This window comes from Mucilaginibacter mali (assembly GCF_013283875.1).
Lineage (GTDB): Bacteria > Bacteroidota > Bacteroidia > Sphingobacteriales > Sphingobacteriaceae > Mucilaginibacter > Mucilaginibacter mali.
Genome location: NZ_CP054139.1, coordinates 5942248 through 5968944, shown reverse-complemented (window position 1 = coordinate 5968944; position 26697 = coordinate 5942248). Strand labels below are relative to the sequence as shown.

The following is a 26697-nucleotide window of genomic DNA, read 5'->3' as shown; positions in this document are numbered from 1 at the left end:
GGTTTATATACTAACCCGCGGGCCTGCCTGTACAATCGTTTCAGCTGCGTAATTCTTATATTGATTGAAATTTTTGGTGAATGCCAACGCAAGAATTTTAGCAGTTACCCGGTATTGTGAATTATCAGCCCAATTGGTTTCAGGATTGAGCATTTCTTGTGGCACATTAGGACAAGTTTTTGGAAAGGACAACCCGAAGGTAATATCTATACCATATTCTACTGTATTAAGATCACCCGATAATGCCGCTTTGATCAGCGCGCGGGTGTATGCCAGCGCTATGCGCTGACCAGTGCCGTAGTTCCCGCCTGTCCAGCCCGTATTGACCAGCCAAACGTTGATTTTTTCTTTTTTAAGTTTTTTGCCCAGCATAAGTGCATACGTCATCGGGTGCAATGGGAGGAATGGTTTTGCATAGCAAGCCGAAAAAGTAGTGATTGGTTGTTTGATCCCAACTTCTGTGCCGGCGACTTTTGCAGTGTATCCGGAAATAAAATGATATATGGCCTGATCTGCCGTCAACTTTGATATAGGCGGCAGTACGCCAAAAGCATCATTGGTCAAAAAGAAAATATTTTTAGGGCTTTTTCCGATAGATGGAACAGCAACATTATCCATATTATGGATGGGGTAAGCTGCCCTGGTATTTTCGGTTTCTGTAATATCGGCAAAGTTCACCTGATTACTCTCGGGGAAGAAACTGGTGTTTTCCAGTAAGGTCCCATATTTGATCGCCTTGTAAATTTGGGGCTCTTTTGCCCTGGTCAGGTTGACGCACTTGGCATAACACCCCCCTTCAAAATTAAAAATTTGGTTATCGTCCCAGCCATGTTCATCGTCGCCGATCAGTTGACGCTCCGCATCCGCAGAAAGCGTAGTTTTACCAGTACCTGACAATCCGAAGAAAAGTGCGGTCTGACCATCAAGGCCGATATTGGCGCTGCAATGCATTGGTAACACCCTTTTTTGAGGTAACAGGTAATTCAGTACTGTGAAAACTGCTTTCTTAATTTCGCCGGTATAAGCGGTTCCGCCGATCAGAATTACCTTCTTTTCAAAATTGATGATGGTGAAATTAGATGAATTGGTGCCATCCTGATGAGGGGTCGCAAAAAATCCTGGTACTGAAATGATCAGCCAGTCTTCGTTAAAATCTGCTAATTCGCTTTCTTTTAATCTTAAAAACAGGTTATTGGCGAATAAAGCTTGCCAGGGATATTCAGTTATTACCCTTAAATTAATGCGGTAAGCGTCTGCCGCGCAGGCGTAACCGTCATTGATATATAATGTTTTGTTCGCCAGGTAAACGAGGACTTTTTGATAAAGTTGCTCAAAACCCGATTTTGAGAAGGATTGGTTAACCTCGCCCCACCATACCAGGTATTCGGTTGTTTCATCATTTACGATGAATTTATCTTTGGGTGCCCGGCCTGTGAAAACCCCTGTATCACACATTACCGCGCCGGAATCGGCCATAAACCCTTGCTTGGTGCTAAGGGTTTGCCTTACCAGTTCAGAAACCGGAAGATTTCTGCGGATGTCCTTATTTTTAAGTCCCAGGTAAGCGAGGGAAAAAGGCAGTTCTACTGGCATAGGTTACTAGTTAAAATTTGATTTATCACCTGTATCGGTTTTTCAGAACGGTCATAAACACCCCCAATTAAATTTTCACGGATTTCTTTAAAAGCATTAATGGTTTTGTATACCTGTTGGAACGTGTGAACGGCAGTGGGTATGAGCCGCAAAATGATTACTCCCTGCGGAACTACCGGATAAACCACCATTGAACAAAATATGTCATAATTTTCCCGAAGGTCTTCCACCAGTCTTGTTGCCGCTTTAATCGATCCCTGCAAATAAACGGGTGTTACAGGCGACTCCGTATTGCCGATATCCAGGCCTGCTTCCGTCAATCCCTCCTGCAATTCACGCGTGTTTTGCCATAACTTAATGCGCAGCTCAGGGTGCTCCCTAATTATTTGCAGGCGCTGACATAGCCCGTAAACTATAGGCATAGGCAATGCTTTTGCATAAATTTGTGAACGCATATTGTACCGCAGATATTGAATGACCTCTTTTTTGCCGGATACGAACGCCCCAATCGCGGCAAATGATTTAGCGAACGTTCCGAAATACAGATCGATAAATTCTTGTACGTCTTGTTCTTCGCCAGTCCCCGCACCTGTCTTACCCATTACGCCGATACCGTGCGCGTCGTCAACCATTAGGGTAAAATCGTGAGACTTTTTTAACAAAGCGATCTCTTTGAGTTTGCCCTGATCACCGCGCATGCCGAATACCCCTTCAGTAATCACCAGGATGCCACCGTTACTAATTGCGGTCAGTTTCTCTGCTCTGTCCAGCTGCTTTTTAAAATCAGCCATGTCATTATGCTTAAATACAAATCGTTTACCGGGATGTAAGCGACAGCCATCAATAATGCAGGCGTGAGATTCTGAATCGTAGACGATCACATCGTGACGGTCTACCAAGCTGTCTATTATTGAAACCATTCCCTGATAACCATAATTAAGCAGAAAAGTATCCTGTTTATGTACGAACTCACTCAAATTTTTCTCCAATAATTCATGTAAAGCAGAGTTTCCAGTCATCATACGGGCACCCATCGGATAGGCCAGTCCATATTGTTTTGTCCCTTCCTCATCCGCTTTACGCACTTCCGGATGACTGGCAAGACCCAGGTAATTATTTAAGCTCCATACCAGCTTTTCTTTACCGTTAAAAAACATTTTAGTGCCCAGTTCGCCTTCCAGTTTAGGATAGGCGAAGTACCCGTGGGCATAATGCGCGTGCGAACCCAGGGGCCCTAATTTTGATAATGTTTTCTCTAATAAATTCATAATTTCTTATAATTCAATATACTTTTAACGGTCATGGTCTTTTGTTCGCGGTCTATCCAAATCCGGGTGATAATGGACTTTGGGCGACAGCCAATACAGAAGAAACACTCTGGAATATCTAAAATTAATCGGTGAAAGGGCGAATAACCCGATCATGATCGTAGATACATACAGCCAGGGAGAATCACTATTGCCGGTGATCAAATAGGTCAAATAACAAATTAAACCACCCTCCATAATATTAAGGGCATAACTTACATACATTGCCGCATAAAAATAACCCGGCTCGATCTCGAAGATCATTCTGCAATTTGGGCAATTGATATTGACCCGGTTAGAGCTGAAACTGTACATACCCCCCTCGAACATATTCCCACGTCTGCAACGTGGGCATTTGGCATGCAGCATCGCCCACGATTTCGGTGTTTTATCCATTTAATTGGTTAATCTGCATAGCTATGATCAGCCGATGCGGCTTTATATTATATACTTACAGCAGGGCCTGAAACCAACTCACTATTCTTTTACCCACAACTTCAGGAACCTGCTGTAAGAATTATCTGTTAATTTATAAGATGCCGGGATTTGTTTGTCCGGCGCATGATATGCGGCCAGCTTTGTTCCTGCCGGACGGCTGCTCAGCATTTCGTGAATGAACTCTGTATATCGATTATAAAGTTCGAAAGACGTTTTTACTGAATAATCGATACGGCTGCCCGGTTCAATATTTTCGTAAAAGGAATTGTAAAAATAAAAATGATCATAGTTCTCATAATTCAATTCCGTCAGGTTACCATAACTGAAATGAACATTTTCTACACTGACCTCTTCTTGTGCAGCTTTGGCATAGGTAAACAATTCTTTTCGCTGCTCAACACCAAAAAAATGACTGTCCGGATGATAGACCCCGGCCGCGATGCAAAATTTGCCAACTCCGCTCCCGATATCCAATATTCTTGCACCAGGTGAGGCCAGAAAATTACTCGCTTCGAGCGCAATATCCAAAGCAGTCCAGTGCATTTGTGATAATTCACGAATGTGCTGGGGGTATAAAGTATCAAAAGCCGCATCTTTGCGGAAATAGGAAATATTTATCGTATCACTGTACATTTGTGGAAGCGCGTTATGTTTAAAATAGGTTTTCAGGCTTAAAAATTTCATTTATTCTTTGATCCATAACCGAAGTAAGGTAAAATGGGATGATTCTATCTGTTTATATCCATCGGGTAATATCTCACCCAGGCTTTGATAGGTGACTACCCTGGTACCGGATGGTTTATCCTTCAAAACGGATTGCAGATACTGGGTGTAATAATCATAAAGACTATAGGAAGTCTCTATCGAATCGTCGATGGCATTCTCCCTGTCAATATTTTCATAAAATGAATTATAGAAATAAAAATGATCAAACTCTTTAAAATTTACTTGAGTGATGTTAGCATGAATAAAGCTGATATTTTCTAACCGCAGGTAATTCTTGGCAATTTTGGCATAATGCACCAATTCATGCCTTTGTTCTACCCCGAAGAAATGAGAGTCAGGATACAAATGTGCAGCCGTAAGGCAAAATTTTCCAATTCCGCTACCGATATCCAAAATCTTCGCCCCCTTAACGTTTAGATAACCTGCGGCTGATTTTGCCACCTGAAGTGGCGTCCACTGCTTTTGCGACATCAGTTGAAAATGTTCGGGATAAATCCAGTCAAAATCAGCATCCGTGCGAAAAAAACAATCCATAGGATTTCTTCTTTTATAAGGTGCTTTTAATGATTTATTATCCTCCGGCTCCGGCGGAAAGGGTGAATGGGGAAATGCAGTAATCACATACAAATGTACCGGGGTAATACCGGCTATTTATTGGAATTACATCAATACAGAATCTGATTTTTATCAGTTTTTAATATTATCGTAACTTTGCAATATGAGTATATCGGGAATTTTCCCGATTGATCGCTGGAATTTTACGACACAATCCGTATTAAGCGTTCTTTCGGAAGAAGAATATAATAGATTAATCAGCCACCAATCGGAAAATCGTTACCAAAAAGGTGATGTTATTTTCCGTGAGGGTTCAGTTCCGTCCGGTATTTTTTTGATCAGGAGCGGTAAGGTCAAAAAGTATAAAGTAGATCAGATTGGCAAAGAGCAGATCATCTATGTAGCTGACCAGGGTGAACTCATCGGTTATCACGCGGTACTTTCCGAAGAGCGTTACCCCGATTCTGCTGCGGCCCTGGAAGAAAGTTTAGTTTCCTTTATTCCAAAGGAAGATTTCTTCGCTGCTTTATCAGGCTCGCCTCGTTTCATGCAAAAACTCTTGAAAGCCCTGAGCCATGAATTTACCGTGCTATCGAACAGTATCTCGGTGTTTGCACAGCGCACCGGCCCGGAACGCCTGGCTATAGCACTTATCGTTCTCCGGGAGAAATATAAAAGCGCCCATTTTACGGATCAGGAAGTCATCTTAAATATCTCTCGTTCCGACCTGGCCAACATCGCGGGCATTGCCCAGGAAAACGTCATTCGCTTGCTAAAAGAATTTAAAACAGAAGGTATTCTGGATACCGAAGGCAGAAAGATCATGATAAAAGATATCAAATTGCTCGTCAAGCGGGCTAACTATCGTTAATATAAAAAACTGATAAAAATCAGTTCTCTGACTGATCTCTTTCCCCCTTATGGTCGACGAATTGCCGCATATTTGTTGATGCCTAAAGTCCGCACCATAAATATCTTTTGCTGTTCCTTTCTGGAGCCGCAAGTTGGCAACGCGAACCTTTCGCTACAACAATTTTAATCTTGCCAAACAGTAAATGTAAATTGTGCCTTTCATCAAATCTGACAGTAATGACCATTGATATTACCCGTCCACGGAGCATAGGCTCCAAAGCAACTCGTATACGTACAGATAATGTTTTCGATAAAATGTACCCGCCAATCGTTAATGCCTTATCAGCTGTCCACTGGTCGCCTTTGAATGTGGCTAAAGCAGCAGCTGATTTTCTTGCTTCGCCCGGAGCGCGCATACTCGATATCGGCAGTGGGGCAGGCAAGTTTTGTATCGCCGCCGGAAGCCTTCATCCCGAAGCGACCTTTTACGGTATAGAACACCGGGAATATCTTGTTAAAGAGGCTGATCGGTTAAGAGCATTTACCAGATTGGATAATGTAAAATTTATTTATGGTAACGTAATGGACATTCAAAGCGAAAACTTTGATCATTTTTATTTTTACAACTCATTTTGTGAGCAGGTCCATCTCTGGGGAAGGATCGATGATACGGTAAATATTTCCAAAGACCTTTACAAACGTTATCGGGCTCATTTTCACGCAATATTGAATGATAAACCTCCCGAAACCCGCCTGGTTACCTATCTTTTGGTGTTGATTTTGATTACCCGGTTAATTACTTGCTTTTTCATGGCTATCCTTTCGTTCCCATCGTGCTTTCAAAGCGGTAAACCGCTTCATCGTTGATGATTTCCGGCCCGATAACTTTTGCATTCGTCAATACGGGGTACGTTCCGGCGAAAAAGTTCTGTACATCGGTGATGGTGAAATTGTCGTTGGGGTCGGTCAATCGGATTTCCTGCCCGTTCTCCTTGTGCAGGAATATCCTCGGTAAAATCAGTGTTTTCATGACGATGGCTTAATCTTTGAATTGGTTAGCTAACTTGTCGTATATCTCTTTTCCGGCTTCAATCTCTTTGCGCCTGCTTTCAATCAGTTCCGCTTTATCGGGATAATCGGCAGGGTCAGGAAGTTGCGCCAACGCTTCGGTATATTTCATTTGCTTGGCCAGTTCCTTTGATTTATCCATCGCTTCATCAAACAGGCGTTTCTTCTCGGCTTTGGCTTCGGTATCATCGGCAGGTGCGCTGAATAAATCCGGTTCATCGTCTTTATCATCTTCCGGCTCGGTTGCGACGGCGGTTTTGCCTGCCTTATCCTTATCGTTCTTGCCGTTCTTTTTGGCTTTGTCCAGTTCCTTTTGGTAGGTTTCCAAATTGTTAATCAATCCTATCGTAGCTTTAGCGGGCGGGGCGAACTGCGTAAAAAAGATTTCATCCAGTTCCGCACCCGTACCGTTCCAAAGCATAGGCGGTATGGTATTGACTGCGCTTAAACTTGGCTTTTTGATAACCGCAGAAACGGTAAACAAACCTTTATCATCATGGTGGATATTTAACAGCAGGTTACCGTTAATCTGTAACCCTGCTATCTGTTCAAAAAAATTCGTTTTCATGTTGTTAAAATTTAAAATGGTTAATGCCAGAGACAGCCAGTAAAACCAAACCTGCCAGTCCGCACAGGTTAGCTGCTATCATAAATATTTGCTCTATGGTGGTGGTTAGGATAAACCTGCGGTAACTGCTGAATTGCTGTAACCCTGCCACGCCCCTGCGGTTGAACCTGCGTTTACCGATGCGGTAGCGGATAAATAAGCAAATGCCAAGCAAAAGCAAGCCGCAGGGAACTGTATAGCTGTGTTGTGTTTTCATAATGGTTGAATGATGCTTTTTTTAATGGGATGGCCTATAGCCATCCCTGTTGGTTTGCAAATCGGTTAATTTCCTTGATGGCTACCTTATGACAGCCGATGCGGATATGGTCTTTATTGATTTCGATTATGGGGTATTCCCCTAAGAATTTTTGACCGCAATCCTTACAGCCGCCTTTGGCGAGTGTGGCGGTGATTTGGGCAAACAAGGCTTTGCCCTCAAACAGGGAAAAGGTTACACTTTGGGTCGTTTCTACCTCACAGGTATTCACATTGCACCGCAAATAATCCCAACCATCAGAACCGATGTAATTGTTGGTTTCAAATGCCCGCCATGCCTTTAATTTGGCTTTTTGTAGCTTTTGTGAACGCTTTTTTTGCTTGGCCAGTTCGGCCGCTTTTTCTGCCCTGTCCATTTCGAGGTAAGCGGCGAATTGCGCACTGTTTCGAATGTTACCAACCTGTGCCAACGGTTCAGGTATAGCGTAGCCAAAAAAGTTTGCATAGCGTGTGGCTTCACTGAATAACCCGGCAATTTCAGCCGCATGTTTTTGAGGGCGTTTTGCCTGTGCCAGCTTTTCGCCTATGGTAACAATACGCTCTTTCCAATCCTCAAATAATTCCTCTTTGGTTAAGGCAGGGTCAGCCACATAAATAATATTCAGATGGCTTGATGCGTTGCGTACGATGGCAATATGTTTAGCGGTAGTTTGGCTGTAGGTTCGTTCGGTAAATAATACCGCCCTTTCCCCCGTCTCATTTTTAACATGCTTAGCAATGATAAAATGCTCACCATAAGAATAGATACAACCACCCCCATAGAGCATATTTCCACCTGCGCCAATCCCTGTTCCGTCTTGCCGGTTCGCCCAATCGTGGGCGATATCCCAACACTCTGTCCTTACACTCATATCCTTTTCCCTGATTAATGGTGATTACTGCGCCGATTTGGTCAGCATGTCGATGTTATCGGTTCTGAATTTCAGGCTTGCCATCGGCTCACCGTCACGGCTTACCCACGGCTCGGCGGTCATAAAGCCCGAAAGCTGAACCAACATGCCTTTTTTTAAGTACGGCGCAACCCCATCCCCACGCCAGTAGGTGCAATCAACAAAGGCGGTTTCCTGCTTCCGCTCGCCTTTTGACTGATAATTGCGGTTAACCGCTACCCTGAACCCGGTTACTTTTTTGTCCTCGCTTACTGCTCTCACGGTAGCGTTTGCTACCAATCTTCCTGTGATTTCCATTTTTTTAAATTTTTGCGTTAAACATTCTGTTATGGCCATTCGGCGGAAAACCTCATTTGGCCTTTGATAGAGGCAGAAAATTTGCGCGGGGGGCTGGCATGCAAGGCTGACATAGAAAAAATACGACCCGGAGCGCAGCGGAGGTGTGGAGATTTTTTCGGTCACGAAGCCCGGCCTTGCTTGCCGAAGAGGTATAAATTTGCCTCAAGCAAAGGCTAAATGAACGCGCCTTATCAAGTCCGGAATGGCTATCCCTTGCAAAGTCTTTGGTGTACTGCGGGAGGGCTCGGATCTCGAGGCGGGAAAAAGCGGCCGCCCTGCCGGCTGCCGTTGCCGGCCGTGGCGTCCGAAGGATCATAGCCGGGTTTTTCCCGTACCCCTGATGAAAAATTAAATTGGTCAAGAGCAAAAAGCAGGGGCGCACTTCAACATGTCCAACTTCAAAGAGACCGTGCAGCAAGTCACGGCGGGCTCGCTGCCTCCTGGTCAATAGCCTATGCGAATAACCGAATGCTAAAAATATTAGTAAAATTAAAACCTGACCCCTACATTTGTGAGATGCTGAGACTAAGGAAACAGGCGACCAAGAGAGATGTGCTGGGCTTTCGCCTGCCGATGCTGACGCACGAGGAGCCGACGCTTGATGTGACCGATATTATCGTGATCGATCCGGACAATACTTATTATATGCGAATGGGAAGCGAAGCAATGACTGCGTATCATATCCTGGAGGACCATATCCTGGTAATCGACCGTTCACTGCCGCCGGTGCCGGGCTGTATCGTCGTGTTTTTTCATGAGGGTGATTTTTATGTTCGGGAGTATTGCCCGGAACGCGACAAACTGATACTGAGGGCCAATACCCCGGCAGAGACGATCATTATTGCAGGAGACCAATGGGAATGCTGGGGGGTGGTCATGCTGACCCTGAACCCGTTATTGCAGCCCGCACAAAAAACAGGAAGGTACGGCCATGTTTGCGCATGTTGATATCAATAACTGCTATGTGAGCTGCGAGACGCTCTTCAACCCGACCCTGAAAGGCCGGGTGGTCGTGGTGCTGTCCAACAATGACGGCTGCGTGATCGCCCGAAGCAATGAGGCCAAAGCGGCGGGCATTAAAATGGGGGACGCCGAGTTTATGGTGCGTAAACAGTTAAAGGAACTGGACGCGGTGATCTTCAGCAGTAATTATGCGCTGTATGCCGATATGAGCGCACGAATGATGAACAACCTGGCGCGCTATACCTATATGCTGATGGTGTATAGTATTGATGAAGCTTTCCTGGCGCTGAACAACCTGACGGTTGACTTGGAAAAGCATGTAGCGACTATTAGTGAGAACGTGATGCAGGATACCGGTTTATCCATCACCGTCGGTGTCGGCCCGACGATGGCATTAGCCAAACTGGCTAACAAAGCGTCAAAAAAAATGAAGCGCGATTACCTCGTATTAGATACCCCGGACAAAATCGATGCGGTCATCAAGGATTTTCCCATCGAAGACGTCTGGGGCGTAGGCCGGCAGTATTATGAAAAGTTGAAGGAACTGGGCGTGGTTACTGCGGAAGATTTCCGGCAGCTGAAAGCCGACCTGGTCAGACAATATATGACCGTGCAGGGCTGGCGCCTGCACCAGGAGCTATGGGGTATCCCCTGCAATGTGATCAAAGATGTGGCCGACCGTTCCAAAGGCATCGAATCCAGTCAAAGTTTCAATACCTATCAAACCGAGTTGGAACAGCTCGAGGAAGCGGCGGCGATGCATGCCGCCACCGTCGCGATAAAATTGCGGCAGCAAAAGAGTATGGCCATGATGCTGACGATTTACCTGCGGACCAATAAGCATAACGAGAAGCACGACCAGCATTACCCGAGTCTTACCGTCAAAGTGCCGTTCGCTACCAACAGCACCCAGCAATTGACCAAAATATGTGTGCAGGCGTTAAGAGCCATTTACCAGCCGGGCTATAATTATTTAAAGACCGGGGTCCGGGCAACGGGCATCATCACGGCCGGCGAAGTGCAGTACAACCTTTTCAGCAATTATGACGCCGGCAAACAGGACGCGTTGAGTAATTTAATGGATGATATCAATGCGCGCTACGGGCGGGGCGCTTTGCGGGTGGCCGCTGAGGGGTATGACAAGACCTGGAAGATGAAGCAGGAGTTTTTGAGTAAGCAATACACGACCAACTGGAAGGATATTATCGTTGCGAGATGAGTTACGGGCAGGAAAGATTTTATGAAACGCTGCGGCAGGCGCTGATGAGTTGGGTCTGGAACAATCCGCGTCTATTGCACAAGATCAAAAAGCGCGAACTGGCGTTTTTATTTGAGTTCGATCCGCAGCGCGGTTTATCTATCGATCTGCGGCGGTTTGAACCGGACTATTATAAAGCCACCTTTTATCCGCCCGCGGAAAAGAAAGTGTATATTGATGAATTTGTACGCAAGGTCTGTAGGATCATTCATCAGAACCTGAAAGCTTCGGGTCGTACCGATCTGACCATTACCATCACCGTCCGGCACATGATCTCCGAGATCAGCCATTGGAAGACTTTTTATATCAGTGAGAATTTTGACAGCGGCAAGACCGCTTCGCTTAGCCAAAAGGATACGGATTGGCATTACCGTTACGATCCGGGGAATTAAGTCAGCCGATTCTTACCTGTCCGTTAAGGGGGGCGGAATAAAGATTATGAGCATCCCCCCTGTTTCTATGCTTAAACGATCTATTCAACGGGCTGCCTGAACAGCAGCCCGTCGATAGCAAAAACGCTTTGCATGTTTAACTCCTGATCTCGCGGCGCATAAAAAGTGAATAAGCCAGCGCGAAGCAGCCGGCGGTTGCGGCCAGCATACCGCTAACCTGCGGCCAGACGATCATAACACTTTCCTTCAGCGGCAACGGGGCAGGAATAGCGCCCGCCATCTGCTCCATGGTAACAGGACCGAGGCTGCGCACGGATGGCATCAGTAAGGTAGTGACGGCATCCGAATACAATTGGTTGGGTGCGATGCGCAGCAGGTTTAAGATCACGTCATTGTAACGGATGAGTTCAGCCTGGGTCAGGTAGGCCGGATCTGGCATGACAGCCCTGACCACAAGATTGATCACGATCTGAAAGAATATGGTAAAAAACAGCCATATACCGATGGCGGTGAGCGCGGATGTGGCCGCCTGTTTAAACAAGATGGAAAGCACGACCGATAAGCTAACCCAAAATGCGACATAGACGATCGTGATCGCGATAAAGCCAACTACCCGGAGCAGCTCCGCCGGTTCCATGCGCACACCGGTGAAGAGCAGTCCGCCACCGATCATCAGTAAAGCCAGCGCAATAAAAAGGGTGCTGACTATCAGGAGGGCGCTGACGAATTTGGCCAGGAGGAAGTTATCCCGGTAGACCGGCTGCGCCATCAAACGTGTCAGCGTCCCGTTGTTCTGCTCGGAATTGACCGCATCGAACCCTAAGCTGATGCCCAGGAGCGGTGCCAAAAAGCTCAGGAATACGTGAAATGGCGGTATCGAGTTATCCGTTGCCGTTAAGAGCTTAAGGTATAAAAACAAATGATCCGGATCCTTCGTATCGGCTACAGCGGAACGAATATGCCCCAGCGACACGTACATGGAAGCCGTAAAGGTCAGCACGATGAGCGCAATAAGGATGCTCAGGCGCCAGCTGTGGATATGATCCGCCATTTCCTTGTGCACCATGATGCTGAAAGGTCCGGGTTCAGGAGATCTTTTATTCATTGGATTCAAAATATTTTTGATAGATATCGTCAAGACCATAATTTTTTTGATGGACGCCAGTGATGTTACAGCCTTTGTCCACTAAGAAACGGACCAGCGCGGCAGTTATAGCCTTACTGCTGGTCGTCTCCAGTTCATTTTCATGGATGTTGATGTGGCTGATGGCTGGCCATGTTCTTAATTCTGTTTCCAGCGGCCAGGGCTGCGGGACAGCCTGTTCGAATGTGACCGATGTGATGTGACTGCCAGCACCAAACAATTGGGCAGACAAACCGGTGATGTCGCCCTGGGCCAACAATTTTCCGCTGACAAAAATACCCACCCGGTCGCAGACCTGTTGGACATGGTGTAAATGATGAGAGGAAAGCAGAACGGTCAGCCCCTGCTGACGGCTCAGGTTTTTGATCAACGCCAGAAAATCCTTTACCCCGACCGGGTCGATGCCGAGCGTGGGCTCGTCGAGGATGATGACCTCCGGGTTTTTGATCAGCACATCGGCCAGGCCCAGACGCTGCTTCATGCCACGGGAAAAGGCGGCGGTCTTTTTATGCCGCTCAGCAGTCAGACCGACGATTTCAAGCACGCCGGCTGCGCGATCAGGTAATTCGTTCTCCGGCACGCCGTTCAGCCGCCCGATATAAAGCAGGTTCTCTAAAGCCGTGAGGTTATGATAAAAACCGACGTTATCAGGCATATAACCCACCTTACGTTTGACCAGGATCGGGTTGCTGGTCGCATTGTAGCCGCAAACTTTAGCTGTCCCGGCAGTCGGATCGGTCAGGCCAAGCATCATTAAGATGGTGGTGGTCTTACCGGCCCCGTTTGGCCCCAACAAGCCGAATATCTCACCCTGCTGAATATTCAGGTTCAGGTCATCGACCGCTTTAACAGTACCATACTGTTTGGTCAACCCCGTTAATTGTATAATAGGATCTTTCATCGGTAAAAAATGGGATAAGGGGTTTATCGTCTGCCATATTTACGGATGAGATAATAAACAATGCCCACAGCCAGCAAAATGACCAGTACACCTGCCCAGCCGGAAAGCAGGGAGGTTTTGACGAGCAAGCGAAAGGCGACCTGTGAATTTGCGCTGCTGCCCGAAGCGGTAAAGTTGGCTGCGTAATCACCGGCGATGGTCTTATCGGGTACTTTGATGGTTGCTTTGACATCAACCGTCTTTCCGGCTTCCAGCTGTTTAATGCTGGCGGGTTCAAAAGTAGATTCCCAGCCAGTGGGCAGCTGCGCGCTAAGCGTCAGGTCGTTGAGCGGCAGGGTGCCGGTATTTTTCACGGTCAGCTGTAATTCTTTTTGGCTGCCGGAAGTGACCTCATCGCTCAGCCGCCCGGTAGGCGTACTTAAGGCCAAGCTATAGGAACCCTTGACAACGGCTTCCAGGTTTAATTTTAATGTATCGGAGCCGGCCACAGCCCGGATCGGGACCAGGTATTTCTTCGGCGATGCGGTAGCGGCGGCATTGATCTCGATGGCGATGTCCTGGGTTTTCCCCGCATCCATATTGATGGAAGTGACCTGGTTGCCATCCACTTTATAGGCGATCGTCCAGCCGAAAGGAATGTCGGTCTTTAATTCAAAGACCCGTGCGGCTGCTGATCCGTTATGCAAGGTGGTACTGTAACGGAAGGTCTCACTGGTGGCGGCTTCGATGTTCATCAACCTGGCTGTGAAGCCGGACTTACCGGGTGGCCAGGCGGCCGGTTGTTGGGATTGCTGTTGCGCCTGTACCAGGCCGGCCAAGGTTACTAATGCTAATAAAAATGCAAACCTCCGCATTGCGCGGAATGGGGTGGTAGTGATGTGGGGTAACATGATCTAATAACTAAAATGGTTAATAATAGCTTCAAAAAATGCTTTTTCAATAAAAGGTTAATTGTTTAAAATTGATGGTCCAAAGAAAAAAAGCTATGTAAAAAATTCAAACAGCTTTAACATTTTTTAACAATCTACCCGTGTCTCGGCAAATCATTTTAGTCCCGACGTGCGACACCTTTCCCGTTTCGGTAGTGGTGATGGTATTCCTTACCTTTGGCATCACCCAGCTGATAAAGAAACAAAAGCAATGGCGAAGATATTTATTACCGGTTCGGCAGATGGCTTAGGGCAACTAGCCGCCCGGCAACTTATGAAGGACGGGCACGTGGTCGTGCTGCATGCACGGGATGAGCAGCGTGCGCGAGATGCATTAAACCATGCTCCGGGTGCAAAAGATGTGCTGACGGCTGATTTAGCTGATATCGGTGACACCAAAGCCCTTGCTGAAAAAGCCAATGCCCTGGGAACGTTTGATGCGGTGATACATAATGCCGGTGTCTACCAGGTCGGGATGCAGCAACTCTTACATGTCAATACGCTCGCGCCTTATATCCTAACGGCGTTAATGAACAAACCGAAGCGGCTTATTTATTTAAGTTCGGGTATGCATTTATCGGGTCATGCGCAATGGACAGAGCGGCTATCTTATGCCGATAGCAAACTGCATGTGTTGATGCTGGCTAAAATCCTCGCGCGTAAATGGCCTGAAGTTTATGCCAATGCGGTCGACCCAGGTTGGGTGCCGACGAAGATGGGTGGCCGGGCCGCGCCCGATGATCTGCAAATGGGTTATGAAACGCAGGTTTGGCTGGCGACCAGCCATGAGCCCGCAGCGTTGGTCAGCGGCCAGTATTTTTACCATCAACGACAGGCACGCTATAACAGGGCAGCGGATGACATCGCTGCCCAGGAGCGGCTACTGGCTGAATTGGCGGGATTGACCGGCATCCAACTTTAATCAGCGAGGAACTTTTTCACGGCGGCGATATACCGGTCAAAGGCTTCGATCTGCGGCAAGTGGCCTGCACCCGCGATGATGACCAACTGCGAACCTTTGATCTGTTGTTGGGCTGCTTTAGCCAATTGGGGATATTGTCCCATTTGGGCTTTGATAGCCGGGTCGTTGACCAGGTCTTTGTTAATGGCGGTACGGTCTAAACTGCCTACGATCAGTAAAGTGGATGCCTTGATCAAATTAAATTCGTAAACCACCGGCTGTGTAAAGATCATATCAGAAGTGAGTGCATTATCCATGGCGACCGTTGGGTAATTCGGGTCGCCGTACCAGGCCACCTGCAGTTTGGCCCATTCATCATATTCGGGTTTCCAGGTGCCGTGGTAATAATTCTCCTGCTGGTATTTCCTGGCCGCGGCGAAATCGGTTTTTAGTTCCTTTTTGAAATTACTGTCGATCGAGGCATAGGGCGCGACGCGTTTCCAGTCTTCCAGGCCGAGCGGGTCAACCAATACTAATTTTGAAACGCTATTGGGATACATTAAGGTAAACCGGGTCGCGATCATACCGCCCATAGAATGGCCTAACAATTCGATGTTTTTGACCCCGAGTGTGTCGAGCAGCTTTTTGGTGTTTTGCGCCAGTTGCTGAAACGTGAACTGGTAACCCACAGGTTTGCTTGATTTCCCAAAGCCGATCTGGTCAGGCACGATCACCCGGTACCCGTCCTGGGTCAAAGCTGCAATGGTCGTTTTCCAGTAAGCGCCGTTAAAGTTTTTACCGTGTAAAAGTACTACCGTTTTGCCGTTCGGCTTTTGCGGCTTGATATCCATATAGGCCATTTTCAGTTTTTGGTGCTGACTATCGAAATTGATATAACTAACCTCGTACGGATACGGATAAGTGCTCAATAAAATATCCTGCTGCGCAAAAGCCGCGGACGAGATGAGGACGAATAATAAAAGCAAACGTTTCATCAAATAATAAGGAATGAACTTTAAAATCGTTTGAGTTAATTAATTCAATTAATTGCTAAAATATTTAGTATTTTTGTGCGTTTACTTTAGATATGTGCGGAAGAGTTTTAATAGGCGAACAAAAAGATATTTTGATCACAGGCAGGGATGGGAGGCAGTTTAAGCCAAAGCCCAATACAGGCGGGAATCCCGGCTCGATGTTAACGGTCGTGACCGATGCTATGCCGGATAAGGTGCAGCAATACCGATGGGGTTTATTGACTGCGGATGATGAAAAAATTCACAGTAAGCATAAGCATGCGAAGATTGAAAATTTGCATACCGTATGGCGCAACCAGTTAGGTAAGAAACATTGCGTGATCCGGATACAGGCTTTTTTTGAGTATAATAAAGACCAGAAGAAATCTTACCGTGTCGAGCGGGCTGACGGCAAACCCTTTTACATCGCAGGATTGTGGGACATTTGGCTGGATGTGGCTACCAATGTGTTATTGCCCACCTGTTTGATGATCACCATGCCGCCGAACCGGGCGATGGCCGAGATCCATGAGCGGATGCCGGCGATCCTGGAGCGGGGCGATGTGAAGACCTGGCTGAACGGGAATTTGGCCGGGCAGCAGCGGACGGCTTTTTTGCAAGCACATCCTTGTTTGCCGGAAACCTTAAAAATTATTGTTGAGAAGGAGTATTAATGGAGCAATTGGCGTTTTTTCCGGATGCGGGGCAAAGCAAAGGTTTGCCCAAAGATTTTTTGGAATACAGACCCAGCTTGATCGATGCGCAGGCCAGCGATCAATTGCTTCAATATTTTATTGAAACTACACCCTGGAAGCAAACGACGCAGAAGTTGTGGGATAAAGAATACCTGACGCCACGACTGACCTGCTGGTATGGCGAAACGGAACGCATCGCAGGAACTTTGCCCTGGACGCCGGAATTGCAAATGATTCGCGAAATGGTAGAGCCTTTGGCGGGTATCCAGTTCAATAGTGTTTTACTGAACTATTATCGTGATGGTAATGATTCGGTGGCCTGGCACAGCGATAAGGAAAGCATCATGGGCAGCCAGCCGGTGATCGCTTCGGTGAGCTTCGGGCAGGTACGCAGTTTTGACATCCGTAATAAGCAGGATCACCGGGAACACTACTCGGTTCGCCTGGAGCACGGTTCATTTCTACTGATGAAGTCCGGTTTACAGGAAGCTTTCGAGCACCGCATTGCCAAATCTAACAAGCCAATGAAGGCCCGGATCAACCTGACCTTCCGGCTGGTGATTTAATTTTACTTTTGTTTTTATGATCAAACTTTTTATCGGCGGTTTTCCATTGGATATGGATGAGATGGGATTGGCGCAACTCATTGCGCCGCATGGCAGTATCGTGGTGATGAAGATCGTGCGGGATAAGAAAACGCGGATCGCCAAAGGCTATGCTTTCGTCGAAATGGTTTCGGAAAAGGACGCTGTGGCCGTGATGGCCGCACTGGATGGCGAGGCCATGGGCGACCGGCAGCTCAGCGTTAAACTGGCAGATGCTGCAACGCCTGCTTCTGCGTCGCAGTATGAAAAACTTCGCCGCCCCGGTGACCCGGAACGGAAGATGCGCCCCCGGCGGCCTAGGTTGTAAACAGGTCGGTTTGATTTAATCCCGGCGTCACTTCTTTGAACGCATACTTATTTTTAATATGCCGGTTGAACCAAATGCCTTTAACCATCGTTGCTTTGAACAGGCGGTATTCGCTTTCCGGCACATTTAAATAATGATATACCTTTCCTGAATGATAGACGACCTCAAAGATCTGTGTATCCCCATCATATCGATAGGATTTGATCACCGCCGAAGGCATGTTATTTCTTGTTTTTTTGGAATTTCTTCCGGGTGATGCTCAAAATGAATGCGTGCCTGCTTCAAACCGGTCGCGATCGCCTCGCCTTCATTGCCGGTCGTTTTCAATACCTCGTTGGCGATCTCGGTCGCTTTATCCCGCAGATATTTGGGTTGGTTCTTATAAGATGGCGGATAATCGCCGTTGTACCAGGGCATAGTTCCTCCTTTTTTTATAAAACCATGAAAACTCTTTTGTGTTTAGCCATAATGGAAAATACAACGACAAAAACAGCGCCGACGCGCTACTCAGATACGGAGTTGGGCGAATTCAAACAATTGATCCAGAATAAGCTGGAGATCGCCCGGGCAGAATATAAAGATTTACTGGATGTCCTGAACGGCAGCGCCAGCAATGATGATAACAGCGGCGCATATGCGACCTTGGAAGACGGTGCGGCCACACTGGAAAAGGAAACCATTTACCAGATGGCCGGTCGCCAGCAAAAATTTATCGAGCAACTGGAAGCTGCGCTGGTACGCATCGGTAATAAGACCTATGGTATTTGCAGGGCTACCGGCAAACTGATCCAGAAAGAGCGCCTGATGGCCGTGCCGCACACGACGCTGAGCATGGAGGCCAAATTACGACAGAATTGATACCCGCATATCTGAATTTTGACCATGATCATTATCCCTGGAAACCGGAGGTCAATTACCGGGAACATCCGGAACTATACCAGGTTGGAAAAGGGGAACAGGGCGTACTGATCTGTGAACCTTATAAAAGTGAGATCGGGCCCTACTGGCGTTTTAAAACCCCGGAAATCGCTGACGAAAGCAGCTCAGCCATATTTGCGCTTTTTGAAAATTACCTGGAGCAGGGCGATTTTGTAGGCGCGGATATGGCAAGAAAGTATTTGGAAATGGGATTTACACGTGCGCGGCGATATGCGAATTACAAAGGAGGTAAGAAGTATGACCAAACCAATAATTATGTGTTGCTGAAGCGCGGTACCGGCGAAAGCGACAAGGCCGAAGCGGCACGCATTTTTAAGGAACGATGGAAGGCTGCGGAGGATAATACGGTATATGCGCGGCTCAAAAAACAATGGAAACAGGAAAGGGGCTGATGGCGAGCACGGCTCTAAAAGCCAGGCAATTCGCAGCTTCTTTTTTAATGAATGATACAATTTCTGATCAAAAATTCAAATCACAGCTGAAGACCTCCACTGCTTGCCGACGTAATTCCTGGCTGCCTTTATCCAGTGCTGTCAATAACCTGAGTTTGCGCCGGGCATATCGCGGCCATTTGTACGGCTCATATTGCCGCACCCAGGCGGCGTTATCGATCAGGTCAGCATACTTGATGGTTTGGGACTGGGAACTGATTGTTACCAGGCGCTTATTTTCCAGCCTGCGAAGTTTCTTGTCATTAAAGTCAGGGAAGTGTTCCGCTGTAAAAACATCGCTCAGTTCGATGACCATGGCTATGATCAGTTCGGTTTCCGGGAGGCGATAGCCGGCTTCCGATAAAGCCATTCGCAATTCTTCCACGGTAGCGATGTGGTCTTCTAACAGATCGTGGCATAACCCGGCCTCATAACCCCAATTAACGTATGGGGCCGCGGCTTCGGCCACGGCCAGGCAGTGGACGAAATAAGGTTCACCGCTAAACGGGATATGTCGACCGGCATATTTTCCGGCTATCCAGGCGGTCAATGTTTCAGCCCGTTGTTCCACTGGTTGAGTTTAAGATAACCTAAATGAATTTCGTCCGTAGCTGAACTTTGGTCCGGCAGTAGCTCGATATGGTATAATGCTTTGCATCCCGGTGAAAGCAAGTCTTCAATATGATAGATTTCGTCTACATCGATGCCGTATTTCTCATCGATGTGCGCGGCGGCGGCTTTGACCTTTTCGATGGAGGCCGTCTTAAAAAAATCGGTACCGGTCGAGGCTTTGACCGCCTGTTTCCGGTCTTCCTGGACGGTGAGTAAGGTGTAATGCTGTTCCTCCAGTTTACCGGACTGGTAACCGCCAAGATTAATAAAGAATAACCGCCGGCGATTGTGCGGGTCGGCCTGTGGTTTGTCGAGAATATTTACCCGGTAACCCTCTACTTGCGTCACTTCCCGCCAGCCGTCGATATGCAGGCTGTCACCGGCTTCGGGCCAGAATTCGCGCATGGCCGGCAACAGGCCGGCAAGTGAAGTGCCGATGCCGAAGAAGAAATCGTGCTGTTCGACATTGCGGCCGGGCGCTTTGGAACCTAATAAGACCATATGAAGTTTAAGGCTCATGGGCTTAATGCTTGATTCAGTAAACCTTCCAGCACCAGTTTAGATGCCGCCTCGCTGAAATCCAGCCCTGAATAATCCGGGTTATAACCGCCGATAAACGGAACGGCCATGATATAAATGCCTTCATTCAGCGCGCCGTAAGCGTCCAGTAACTGGAAACGGTCGTTGATCGCCAGACCGGGGACGGTCAGGTATTCATCGGGCTGGTCCCGGTAGCCCAGGCGCGCATGCGTGCCGGCGGCTTTCAGCCCCTCAAAGGGAATATCTTCAAACGGAATATGCGGCTGGCCGATACAGTCGATGAAGAGCTCGTAATGTACGCCGGCATAGTCCGCACCTCCCTGTTCACTGGGTTCAGGTTCTGCGCTGTGATCCACTATTTTCATTTCCAGGCAACCCGCCTCGTGCATAGCCATCAGGGTTTCCGCCGAGCTTTGCGGGACGAAGGCGATGACTACGGAGATGAGCGGCATCAGTGTCTGGTGTATACGCTGGTAATCTTCGGCCGAAAAATATTTAGCCGGGTAATTCATGGCAAAACTGAGAACGGCCAGCATTTCCTTCCAATAAACAGATGTACGCGTTTTGATCGAGCGTTCGGCTTCAGCATACTCGGCTTTCAGCAGTTCGAACGGATCCTGCGCTTCACGTTTAGCCATCATGTGATCGACAAAAGCCTCCATATTCATGTCTTTGATTTCTTCGTAACACGCCGGATCATGTTCGCGGATACCTTTTTTGAAGTTATCCTCGAAAACATAATCCAGGGATAAAAAACCCGCGTTGGCTTCACGATTAGCCGCGATCTTTTCCGGTGACAACACGGTGTCTTTGCCTAAATGTGAATCTTCCAGGTGGAAGCGCACAGCGGGCAGGAGCCCGTTACGCGAGTGCATCACGATCTTAAAACCGGGACTTTCGGGGTAAAAGTGCAGCCGCCCTTTTTCATCCTTTTCAAAGCTGCCGTTGTGACGCCCGAGGGTACGAATGGCATCGATGGCTGTCAGCGAAGCGCCTCTTACCGCTACAGGGTAACCGGCCTTTAGCGCGATCTTTTCCGGCGGGTAAGGCGAATCGAACCAGCCCGGCGCCCGGCCTTCGTGCTTTTTGGGCCAGAGGTGGCCGGTACAGATGATCACATGATCATAAATGTCGGCGCCTTTATTGGTTACTACTTCTACTTGTTGCTGGTCAGGCTGGTCAACGATGTCCAGGACAATGGTGTTGTAATACACCTGTGTTTTCAGGCCGACCTCTTTGGCTTGCTGTAACAACACTTTAAACTGGTCACATAGATACTGGCCAAAAAGCAGGCGCGGCAGTACTTTATAATCATTGAACTTTCCGGGATCGAGGTGGTATTTATCCAGCGTATCTTTCGGCACTTTTTTCACCCAGTCGGCCATGTCGGCGGGCAATTCCGGGATCTCGTTGCCCGAAACATTGGTGACGTGTTCATCTGCGGAGCCATCGTGTCCGTAAGGCATCCCGCAGCCCAGCTCGCCGCTTTTTTCATAAATGTCCACGATGAAACCCGGATGTTCGCTTTCCAGCAGGCGTTTGAAAACAAATAAGGCAGAGGGGCCGCCGCCTAAAATAGCGATGCGGCGAAACGGACTTTTATTCCTCATCGCTTTCGGCTTTAGCTTTTTCTTCGGCCTCCAGCAAATTGGTACCGATAGGGTGATCTTGTAAGAGCTGCGCGAACCAGGCGAGGTTTTCGGTCATGTAACGCAGGCTCTTGTTGGTATACAAATAACGCTCGCCGCCGGCTTCCACATAATCTTCTTCACCACCGGCCAAACCCACCCAATACGCATTGACATTAGGCGGGATCGTGAAGCCCACTTCCTGTAAAGACCAGAGTACCTGCGCGGCGCAGCTATGTGCACCATCTTCATTGCCCGTCACCAGGCAACCGGCCACCTTGTTATAAGGCATGAACTGCCCGGTCTTCTCATCGATCAGGTCTTCATCCCGGAAAATGGCATCCAGCCGTTCGATCACCTTTTGCGCGGTCGAAGCCAGGTGCCCCATCCAAATAGGCGTGGCAATAATAAAGATATTGCAGGCCTTGATCTTCTCCAGTATCTGCGGCCATTCATCGCCTTCACCTTCATCGGAGCTATTACCGGTCAGCACGGTATAATCATTAAGGCGAATGATCTCGGTTTCAATGCCTTTAGCCTGAAATTGTTCAGCGGCTTTTTTTGCCAGCGCTTCCGTATTAGAGAATGCGGGCGTACGCTTCAGCGTGCAGTTGATGAATAAAGCTTTCATGGTTTCACCGTTCCCTGAATGCTGTCATCCAAAGTTTTGCCGGTAATTGCGCCGGCGATCATCTTGAGGAAGGCGACCATTTTGCCGTGTTTGGTATCCCAGTAATAGCCCTCATCGGGCACTACTTTGATCACGGTGATACGCGGGTCATCCTCACCCCCGGTGAACCAGGTCTTGACGATGGGTTCCCATAGTTCTTTGATCTTTGCCTTATCGGTGCTGATGCTGGCCTCGCCGCCCAGGGTCAGAAAATCGGAATGGGCCGAACCCATAAATAAAAGCTGAACGCGGCTGTCTTGTTGAATTTCCGCATTTTTATGGCTGTCTACCGCACTCAGGAACCACAGGTTTCCCTCGCCGTCGATCTGCTGAACGGACATAGGCCGTGTTGCGGCGGCACGTCCGGACTTCAGGTCGGTATTGAAAAAGCAGGTCTGCGTTTGGCCGGCCAGTTCTTTGATCTTTTCCACGGCTGCAGCACCGCTCAGGTTTTCCCGGTTTTCTTCGGGTTGTTGTTGGTCTATACTATTCATCGGTAAAAAAGTAAGGCGCTGCCGGTGGCAGCGCCTGTTATAGATCGAACGATTTATTTGGCCGCGTCGCGCAAAGCTTTTACTTCATCATGGGCAGCGTCGATACCGCTTTGCTGGCGGCTGACGATGGTACGCGCCTCTGCGGTTAGATCTTCGTCTTCGAGCGCATCACGGTAAGCTTTTTTGATCGCATCTTCACCGCGCTCGGCTTCGGACAAAATACTTTCGCGGGTGTTGCCGCCGAAGAGCGATTTCACATCAATCCAGGCGCGGTGCAGACTGCCGGCTACGCTGGTACCGGTTTCTACCGGCTCGCCTTCAGCGCCTACTATACCGGCCAGTTCTTCGCTGTTCTGACGGCTCTGCGCAGCATAGCGCTGAAATAATTCCTTCAGATCGATATGCTCGTCATTGATATCGGCTATCGCTTTTTCAAAACCCGCGACGCGGTCGTTGTTGATCCCGATCAGGTCGTTGATCACGCCTGTTGCATTTTCGGTAGTTGCCATAATGTTTTTCATATTAGATTAGACCTTACCAATTACCAATATCATGCCATTCCGGGAAAGTCAGCCCGGGCGGTGCCCGCCTCGTTTTTTTAGATAGTTTGTGCCCGCGCCGATAAAAACCCGGGAGAAAATTGACCTTGACCTGTCGGTATAACAGGAAGGCCAGTCTTTTAAAGTAGTCAGTTGCGGCCGTCAATCCGCCGTATTCCGGCAGCATTGAATCGTATCGACTAATGGCATTAAAGTTGAACTGCTCAACTTATGAAAGTGATCGCATTAAACAACATTCCGGGACCGGCTGCTGAAAAACCGGTTCACGAAAAACGGGTTCAAAATCTGTTGGCGCGTATGCTGATGAAGGATATCCATATCTTTAAATCCACCAGCCGGCAATTTCTGCATAATAACCAGGGTTACGGTCCATTCCACCCGGGCCTGATCGCGTAGGGAGGTGCTAAGGCATTAGCGCCCGGGCATTAGCGGTTTGCTTCTGCAAATTGCCTAAGCGTACGGGCATTGGGAATAGCCGCAACCGCCGCGTCATTATTAAAATAACACCAGGTATCCCTGATATTTTCATCTTTAAGCAGCTTTTCCGTAAAAGCCTGCAGTTGCGCATCGCTGTAAGCAGACCGGTAGCGCTCCGGTACTCCATGAAAACGATAGTAAACGGTCGGCGAGGTCACGATGATATCAGCGGGCAGCCCGGGATAACTCATCCCGCAGAACGTTACTCCCCGCTGCCTCAACGCATTGTAAACCGCATCGCACCACCAGCCCGGATGCCGGAACTCCAAAACATTATGGAATGAAGGGTCAAGCTGGTTCAGCACACGTTCAAGCCGGTCAGGCTCATAGCGAAAACGTGGAGGAAACTGAAAAAGAACCGGACCTAATTTCTCCTGCAGGCCATCACCCGTCGTGCGATAAAAATCTGTCAGCATATCCGCTGTACCGTGGAATTGTTTATAATGCGTGATCGCTTTTGGTGCTTTCACCGCGAAGCGGAAATCCGAGGGCGACTTGTCGTACCAGGCGCGCAGTACCGGCAGTTTCGGGAAGCGGTAAAATGTAACGTTCAGCTCCAAGGTTGGGAAGTTTGCCGCATAATAGCCGAACCAGCGTGTTTGGGGAAGGTCAGCCGGGTAAAAGCTGCCTTTCCAATGTTTATAATGAAAACCAGAACATCCGATCCACCAATTCATCCGATCAATTTCTTTTTTCGTGAAAAAGGCCCGGAATGACCGGACCTTTTGGTATTTCTTCGATTAAATAACTTAAACGACGGTGGTATCGCGGCGCAGAAAACCTAATATCAGCGAAATAATGGCGATAACCAGTAAAATGTGGATAAGGCCGCCAGCGGCATAAGCAAAAGTTCCGATCGCCCAGCCTATAATCAGGATGACAGCGAGAATATACAGTAATGATCTCATGGTTTGATGTTTTAGTTAAATATTAACCAACTCCTGCAAATGTGATACCACCGCGCCGTATCGCCTGATTTGGGTACGCTTTTATATTTTAGTGTAGCAAAGCCGTGCCGTGCCGCTTATGATAATAGACAGCTGAACGGACCCATCGGCATATTTAGACAGCGATCTTTAATTCATCCAGGTAAGGCAATACGAGGGCTGTCTGGTCGAAAGCCCGGAAACGGATGATCAGTTGGCTGCGGTTATGAAAGTATACTTCCACGTAGAAGTTATCGACATTATACAGCTTTACGGAATACGCTGCGGTTATGCGGGTGGCCAGGAAGGTCCCTTTCAGGATAGCTTCCGTTTTACGTGTGTAATCTAACCGATCGAATTGTCCGAGATCCATACTATGCTTACAAATGCAATTCTCATACCCGCATTGATGAATCACCCCCATTTAATCAAGCCCCGGAGCCAGCAGGTCCGGATCCGTAGAGCGTCATTGGCCCTCATGATCTTATGCAGGTTATAATTCATGGAGCCGTTCTTTTCACTACCGTTGAGCAGGCCCCGGTCGAAAAGCGCCTGGAGCGTCGCTGGTGTAAAGGCCTGTTGCTGCTCGTGCTTAAAGATACCCCCGATATGGTTACGGGCCTGTCATTCAAGGGCACCGACCTCCTCAACCTGAAGAATTTTTTAAAAGTAACGCTAAGGTGGATGTAGAACGGGGAGCCATCGATATATTCAGCAAAATGACTTTAATTGACGGGAAATAAATGGGTATGTCACTCCATTTACAGTAATCTGAAGTACCAGACATCAAAAAGGATATCAAGAAAAAGGACGGTGTATTCAGGGTGATCAAAAAAGCCGCGGTAGGATTATTTGCCAAAGTGCTCATTAATCCAAAGCCAAAAAGATCGCTACTGTCATCCCGATCCAGGGAATATCAAGATCCGGAGTCCAGCGGGTGGCAGGCCTTTGTGGGAATACTGAAAAACTTCTTCGTCCGGGCTTTCCATTAAAGCTTGAATAACGAACTGAAAGCCAGAACCGGTCGCTGAAATTCTGACATTTCCGCTGAAAATTTTGCAGCGCATTTCTGCAATTTTTTCAGGAATGCTGGATTGGCATAGGCGTTGCTGGACTAGTATAGTTTAATTAACAATTGACATTAATTTTTTAGAGTAACATTTAAAGGAGAAAAGGCCATGACCTTAGTTAAATTCAACAACAACCGTAACAACACATTATTGCCAGGCTTTAATGATGTTTTCGAATCGATCTTCAGCGACACGTTTTTCAACGACCGCATGATCACCCGCGTACCAGCGGTTAATATCAGCGAGAGTGAGAACAGCTACCATGTTGAACTGGCTGCACCGGGATTAAAAAAAGAAGATTTCAAGCTGAACCTGGAACGCAACCAGCTCACTATTTCGGTAGAGCAGCAGTCGGAGCAAAATGACAGCCAAAAGAACTATAACAAGCGCGAGTTCAGCTACAGTTCATTCGTGCGTTCTTTCACGCTGCCGGACAGCGCTGATCACAGCCAGATCGATGCTTCATATACCGACGGTATCCTGTGCATCGATATTGCCAAACGCGAAGAAGCCAAAGCGGTGCGCCGCCAGATCGAGATCAAATAAGTGTAATAGTTTTTTAATGCAAGAGCTCCTGCGACAGGGGCTCTT

Annotated in this window: 38 protein-coding genes; 14 read left to right on the top strand and 24 right to left on the bottom strand. The window is 47.8% G+C overall.

The window, feature by feature from the left end:
• Positions 1–3: 3 nt before the first annotated feature.
• The 4 genes from pckA to HQ865_RS25400 all read right to left on the bottom strand — a co-directional run bounded on the left by pckA (position 4) and on the right by HQ865_RS25400 (position 4685).
• A complete protein-coding gene (gene pckA / locus HQ865_RS25415; RefSeq protein ID WP_173417593.1) occupies positions 4–1593 on the bottom strand; it encodes a phosphoenolpyruvate carboxykinase (ATP) in 1590 nt (529 codons plus the stop codon).
• Positions 1584–2861, bottom strand: coding sequence for an aminotransferase class I/II-fold pyridoxal phosphate-dependent enzyme (locus HQ865_RS25410; protein ID WP_173417592.1), 1278 nt, complete (start codon positions 2859–2861; stop codon positions 1584–1586). Before HQ865_RS25410 ends, pckA begins: the two co-directional genes overlap by 10 nt.
• Positions 2862–3377: 516 nt before the next feature.
• The gene (locus HQ865_RS25405; protein WP_173417591.1) at positions 3378–4022 is read right to left on the bottom strand and encodes a methyltransferase domain-containing protein; all 645 of its coding nucleotides are present in this window, start codon (positions 4020–4022) and stop codon (positions 3378–3380) included.
• A complete protein-coding gene (locus HQ865_RS25400) occupies positions 4023–4685 on the bottom strand; it encodes a class I SAM-dependent methyltransferase (RefSeq protein ID WP_237073817.1) in 663 nt (220 codons plus the stop codon). It abuts the gene before it with no gap.
• A 97-nt stretch (positions 4686–4782) separates the two neighbouring features.
• Here HQ865_RS25400 and HQ865_RS25395 point away from each other — a divergent pair, with 97 nt between their 5' ends.
• Together HQ865_RS25395 and HQ865_RS25390 are read left to right on the top strand one after the other, a co-directional pair.
• On the top strand, positions 4783–5490 hold the full coding sequence (locus HQ865_RS25395) for a Crp/Fnr family transcriptional regulator (RefSeq protein WP_173417590.1): 708 nt from the start codon (positions 4783–4785) through the stop codon (positions 5488–5490).
• A 218-nt stretch (positions 5491–5708) separates the two neighbouring features.
• Positions 5709–6338 carry a methyltransferase domain-containing protein gene (locus HQ865_RS25390; RefSeq protein WP_173417589.1) on the top strand — a complete coding sequence of 210 codons (630 nt, stop codon included), beginning with the start codon at positions 5709–5711 and terminating at the stop codon, positions 6336–6338.
• On the opposite strand, the gene HQ865_RS25385 is transcribed toward HQ865_RS25390, so the two are convergent.
• The 5 genes from HQ865_RS25385 to HQ865_RS25365 are packed head-to-tail and all read right to left on the bottom strand — an operon-like array spanning position 6286 to position 8609.
• A complete protein-coding gene (locus HQ865_RS25385) occupies positions 6286–6501 on the bottom strand; it encodes a PRTRC system protein C (RefSeq protein ID WP_173417588.1) in 216 nt (71 codons plus the stop codon). The two genes, HQ865_RS25390 and HQ865_RS25385, sit on opposite strands and share 53 nt — an antisense overlap.
• A 9-nt stretch (positions 6502–6510) precedes the next feature.
• Positions 6511–7107 (bottom strand): hypothetical protein, encoded by a 597-nt coding sequence (locus HQ865_RS25380; protein ID WP_173417587.1) that lies wholly within the window; start codon positions 7105–7107, stop codon positions 6511–6513.
• Positions 7108–7111: 4 nt separating this feature from the next.
• Positions 7112–7363: a hypothetical protein gene (locus tag HQ865_RS25375; protein ID WP_173417586.1), complete on the bottom strand. Its 252-nt coding sequence runs from the start codon at positions 7361–7363 to the stop codon at positions 7112–7114.
• Positions 7364–7397: 34 nt separating this feature from the next.
• The gene (locus tag HQ865_RS25370; protein ID WP_173417585.1) at positions 7398–8273 is read right to left on the bottom strand and encodes a hypothetical protein; all 876 of its coding nucleotides are present in this window, start codon (positions 8271–8273) and stop codon (positions 7398–7400) included.
• Between the two features lie 24 nt (positions 8274–8297).
• Entirely contained in the window at positions 8298–8609 is a 312-nt protein-coding gene (locus HQ865_RS25365) for a single-stranded DNA-binding protein (RefSeq protein ID WP_173417584.1), read from the bottom strand.
• A 510-nt stretch (positions 8610–9119) separates the two neighbouring features.
• Here HQ865_RS25365 and HQ865_RS25360 point away from each other — a divergent pair.
• The 3 genes from HQ865_RS25360 to HQ865_RS25350 are packed head-to-tail and all read left to right on the top strand — an operon-like array spanning position 9120 to position 11264.
• Entirely contained in the window at positions 9120–9599 is a 480-nt protein-coding gene (locus HQ865_RS25360; RefSeq protein ID WP_173417583.1) for a LexA family protein, read from the top strand.
• Positions 9583–10833 (top strand): Y-family DNA polymerase, encoded by a 1251-nt coding sequence (locus HQ865_RS25355; RefSeq protein WP_173417582.1) that lies wholly within the window; start codon positions 9583–9585, stop codon positions 10831–10833. Before HQ865_RS25360 ends, HQ865_RS25355 begins: the two co-directional genes overlap by 17 nt.
• Positions 10830–11264: a hypothetical protein gene (locus tag HQ865_RS25350; protein ID WP_173417581.1), complete on the top strand. Its 435-nt coding sequence runs from the start codon at positions 10830–10832 to the stop codon at positions 11262–11264. The genes HQ865_RS25355 and HQ865_RS25350 overlap by 4 nt, the downstream gene beginning before the upstream one ends.
• A gap of 136 nt (positions 11265–11400) precedes the next feature.
• Here the strand turns inward: HQ865_RS25350 and HQ865_RS25345 are convergent, their stop codons facing one another.
• The 3 genes from HQ865_RS25345 to HQ865_RS25335 are packed head-to-tail and all read right to left on the bottom strand — an operon-like array spanning position 11401 to position 14127.
• The gene (locus HQ865_RS25345) at positions 11401–12369 is read right to left on the bottom strand and encodes an ABC transporter permease (protein ID WP_202020431.1); all 969 of its coding nucleotides are present in this window, start codon (positions 12367–12369) and stop codon (positions 11401–11403) included.
• The gene (locus tag HQ865_RS25340; protein WP_173417580.1) at positions 12362–13309 is read right to left on the bottom strand and encodes an ABC transporter ATP-binding protein; all 948 of its coding nucleotides are present in this window, start codon (positions 13307–13309) and stop codon (positions 12362–12364) included. Before HQ865_RS25340 ends, HQ865_RS25345 begins: the two co-directional genes overlap by 8 nt.
• Before the next feature lie 23 nt (positions 13310–13332).
• The gene (locus HQ865_RS25335) at positions 13333–14127 is read right to left on the bottom strand and encodes a COG1470 family protein (RefSeq protein ID WP_237073625.1); all 795 of its coding nucleotides are present in this window, start codon (positions 14125–14127) and stop codon (positions 13333–13335) included.
• A 322-nt stretch (positions 14128–14449) separates the two neighbouring features.
• On the opposite strand from HQ865_RS25335, the gene HQ865_RS25330 reads away from it, so the two are divergent.
• Positions 14450–15160, top strand: coding sequence for an SDR family NAD(P)-dependent oxidoreductase (locus tag HQ865_RS25330; protein ID WP_173417579.1), 711 nt, complete (start codon positions 14450–14452; stop codon positions 15158–15160).
• Here the strand turns inward: HQ865_RS25330 and HQ865_RS25325 are convergent.
• Positions 15157–16134 carry an alpha/beta fold hydrolase gene (locus HQ865_RS25325; RefSeq protein WP_173417578.1) on the bottom strand — a complete coding sequence of 326 codons (978 nt, stop codon included), beginning with the start codon at positions 16132–16134 and terminating at the stop codon, positions 15157–15159. The genes HQ865_RS25330 and HQ865_RS25325 overlap by 4 nt on opposite strands.
• Before the next feature lie 92 nt (positions 16135–16226).
• On the opposite strand from HQ865_RS25325, the gene HQ865_RS25320 reads away from it, so the two are divergent.
• From HQ865_RS25320 to HQ865_RS25310, 3 genes are read left to right on the top strand one after another with little or no spacing between them, the layout of a single operon-like run.
• Positions 16227–16826, top strand: a complete 600-nt coding sequence (locus HQ865_RS25320; protein ID WP_173417577.1) for an SOS response-associated peptidase — start codon at positions 16227–16229, stop codon at positions 16824–16826.
• A 59-nt stretch (positions 16827–16885) separates the two neighbouring features.
• Complete coding sequence (locus HQ865_RS25315; protein ID WP_237073623.1) at positions 16886–17413, top strand: alpha-ketoglutarate-dependent dioxygenase AlkB family protein; 528 nt, start codon at positions 16886–16888, stop codon at positions 17411–17413.
• Between the two features lie 16 nt (positions 17414–17429).
• Positions 17430–17759, top strand: coding sequence for an RNA recognition motif domain-containing protein (locus HQ865_RS25310; protein ID WP_173417575.1), 330 nt, complete (start codon positions 17430–17432; stop codon positions 17757–17759).
• On the opposite strand, the gene HQ865_RS25305 is transcribed toward HQ865_RS25310, so the two are convergent.
• Positions 17749–17979 carry a KTSC domain-containing protein gene (locus HQ865_RS25305; protein ID WP_173417574.1) on the bottom strand — a complete coding sequence of 77 codons (231 nt, stop codon included), beginning with the start codon at positions 17977–17979 and terminating at the stop codon, positions 17749–17751. The genes HQ865_RS25310 and HQ865_RS25305 overlap by 11 nt on opposite strands.
• Positions 17964–18176, bottom strand: coding sequence for a DUF2188 domain-containing protein (locus HQ865_RS25300; protein ID WP_173417573.1), 213 nt, complete (start codon positions 18174–18176; stop codon positions 17964–17966). Before HQ865_RS25300 ends, HQ865_RS25305 begins: the two co-directional genes overlap by 16 nt.
• 51 nt (positions 18177–18227) lie before the next feature.
• Here HQ865_RS25300 and HQ865_RS25295 point away from each other — a divergent pair, with 51 nt between their 5' ends.
• Complete coding sequence (locus HQ865_RS25295; RefSeq protein ID WP_173417572.1) at positions 18228–18617, top strand: TraR/DksA family transcriptional regulator; 390 nt, start codon at positions 18228–18230, stop codon at positions 18615–18617.
• Positions 18614–19090, top strand: a complete 477-nt coding sequence (locus HQ865_RS25290) for a DUF4385 domain-containing protein (RefSeq protein ID WP_173417571.1) — start codon at positions 18614–18616, stop codon at positions 19088–19090. The genes HQ865_RS25295 and HQ865_RS25290 overlap by 4 nt, the downstream gene beginning before the upstream one ends.
• Positions 19091–19157: 67 nt before the next feature.
• Here the strand turns inward: HQ865_RS25290 and HQ865_RS25285 are convergent, their stop codons facing one another.
• Genes HQ865_RS25285 through HQ865_RS25260 form a run of 6 tightly spaced genes read right to left on the bottom strand, consistent with a single transcriptional unit; the run spans position 19158 to position 23582 of the window.
• Positions 19158–19700, bottom strand: a complete 543-nt coding sequence (locus tag HQ865_RS25285) for a hypothetical protein (RefSeq protein WP_173417570.1) — start codon at positions 19698–19700, stop codon at positions 19158–19160.
• Entirely contained in the window at positions 19676–20260 is a 585-nt protein-coding gene (locus HQ865_RS25280; RefSeq protein ID WP_173417569.1) for a DUF1543 domain-containing protein, read from the bottom strand. Before HQ865_RS25280 ends, HQ865_RS25285 begins: the two co-directional genes overlap by 25 nt.
• Positions 20257–21891 (bottom strand): FAD/NAD(P)-binding protein, encoded by a 1635-nt coding sequence (locus HQ865_RS25275; protein WP_173417568.1) that lies wholly within the window; start codon positions 21889–21891, stop codon positions 20257–20259. The genes HQ865_RS25280 and HQ865_RS25275 overlap by 4 nt, the downstream gene beginning before the upstream one ends.
• Positions 21881–22540 carry a flavodoxin family protein gene (locus HQ865_RS25270; protein WP_173417567.1) on the bottom strand — a complete coding sequence of 220 codons (660 nt, stop codon included), beginning with the start codon at positions 22538–22540 and terminating at the stop codon, positions 21881–21883. Before HQ865_RS25270 ends, HQ865_RS25275 begins: the two co-directional genes overlap by 11 nt.
• Positions 22537–23073 (bottom strand): pyridoxamine 5'-phosphate oxidase family protein, encoded by a 537-nt coding sequence (locus tag HQ865_RS25265; RefSeq protein WP_173417566.1) that lies wholly within the window; start codon positions 23071–23073, stop codon positions 22537–22539. Before HQ865_RS25265 ends, HQ865_RS25270 begins: the two co-directional genes overlap by 4 nt.
• 53 nt (positions 23074–23126) lie before the next feature.
• Positions 23127–23582 carry a ferritin-like domain-containing protein gene (locus tag HQ865_RS25260; RefSeq protein ID WP_173417565.1) on the bottom strand — a complete coding sequence of 152 codons (456 nt, stop codon included), beginning with the start codon at positions 23580–23582 and terminating at the stop codon, positions 23127–23129.
• 261 nt (positions 23583–23843) lie between these two features.
• Between HQ865_RS25260 and HQ865_RS25255 the strand changes: the two genes are divergently transcribed.
• Positions 23844–24029, top strand: a complete 186-nt coding sequence (locus HQ865_RS25255) for a hypothetical protein (protein WP_173417564.1) — start codon at positions 23844–23846, stop codon at positions 24027–24029.
• Positions 24030–24058: 29 nt separating this feature from the next.
• Here HQ865_RS25255 and HQ865_RS25250 read toward each other — a convergent pair whose 3' ends face one another.
• The 3 genes from HQ865_RS25250 to HQ865_RS25240 all read right to left on the bottom strand — a co-directional run bounded on the left by HQ865_RS25250 (position 24059) and on the right by HQ865_RS25240 (position 25409).
• Entirely contained in the window at positions 24059–24787 is a 729-nt protein-coding gene (locus tag HQ865_RS25250; RefSeq protein WP_173417563.1) for a DUF72 domain-containing protein, read from the bottom strand.
• A gap of 72 nt (positions 24788–24859) precedes the next feature.
• Positions 24860–25018 carry a lmo0937 family membrane protein gene (locus HQ865_RS25245; protein WP_173417562.1) on the bottom strand — a complete coding sequence of 53 codons (159 nt, stop codon included), beginning with the start codon at positions 25016–25018 and terminating at the stop codon, positions 24860–24862.
• 154 nt (positions 25019–25172) lie between these two features.
• Complete coding sequence (locus tag HQ865_RS25240) at positions 25173–25409, bottom strand: hypothetical protein (protein ID WP_173417561.1); 237 nt, start codon at positions 25407–25409, stop codon at positions 25173–25175.
• Between the two features lie 113 nt (positions 25410–25522).
• On the opposite strand from HQ865_RS25240, the gene HQ865_RS25235 reads away from it, so the two are divergent.
• Together HQ865_RS25235 and HQ865_RS25230 are read left to right on the top strand one after the other, a co-directional pair.
• Entirely contained in the window at positions 25523–25726 is a 204-nt protein-coding gene (locus HQ865_RS25235; protein WP_173417560.1) for a hypothetical protein, read from the top strand.
• Positions 25727–26214: 488 nt separating this feature from the next.
• Positions 26215–26652 (top strand): Hsp20/alpha crystallin family protein, encoded by a 438-nt coding sequence (locus tag HQ865_RS25230; RefSeq protein WP_173417559.1) that lies wholly within the window; start codon positions 26215–26217, stop codon positions 26650–26652.
• Positions 26653–26697 lie beyond the last annotated feature (45 nt).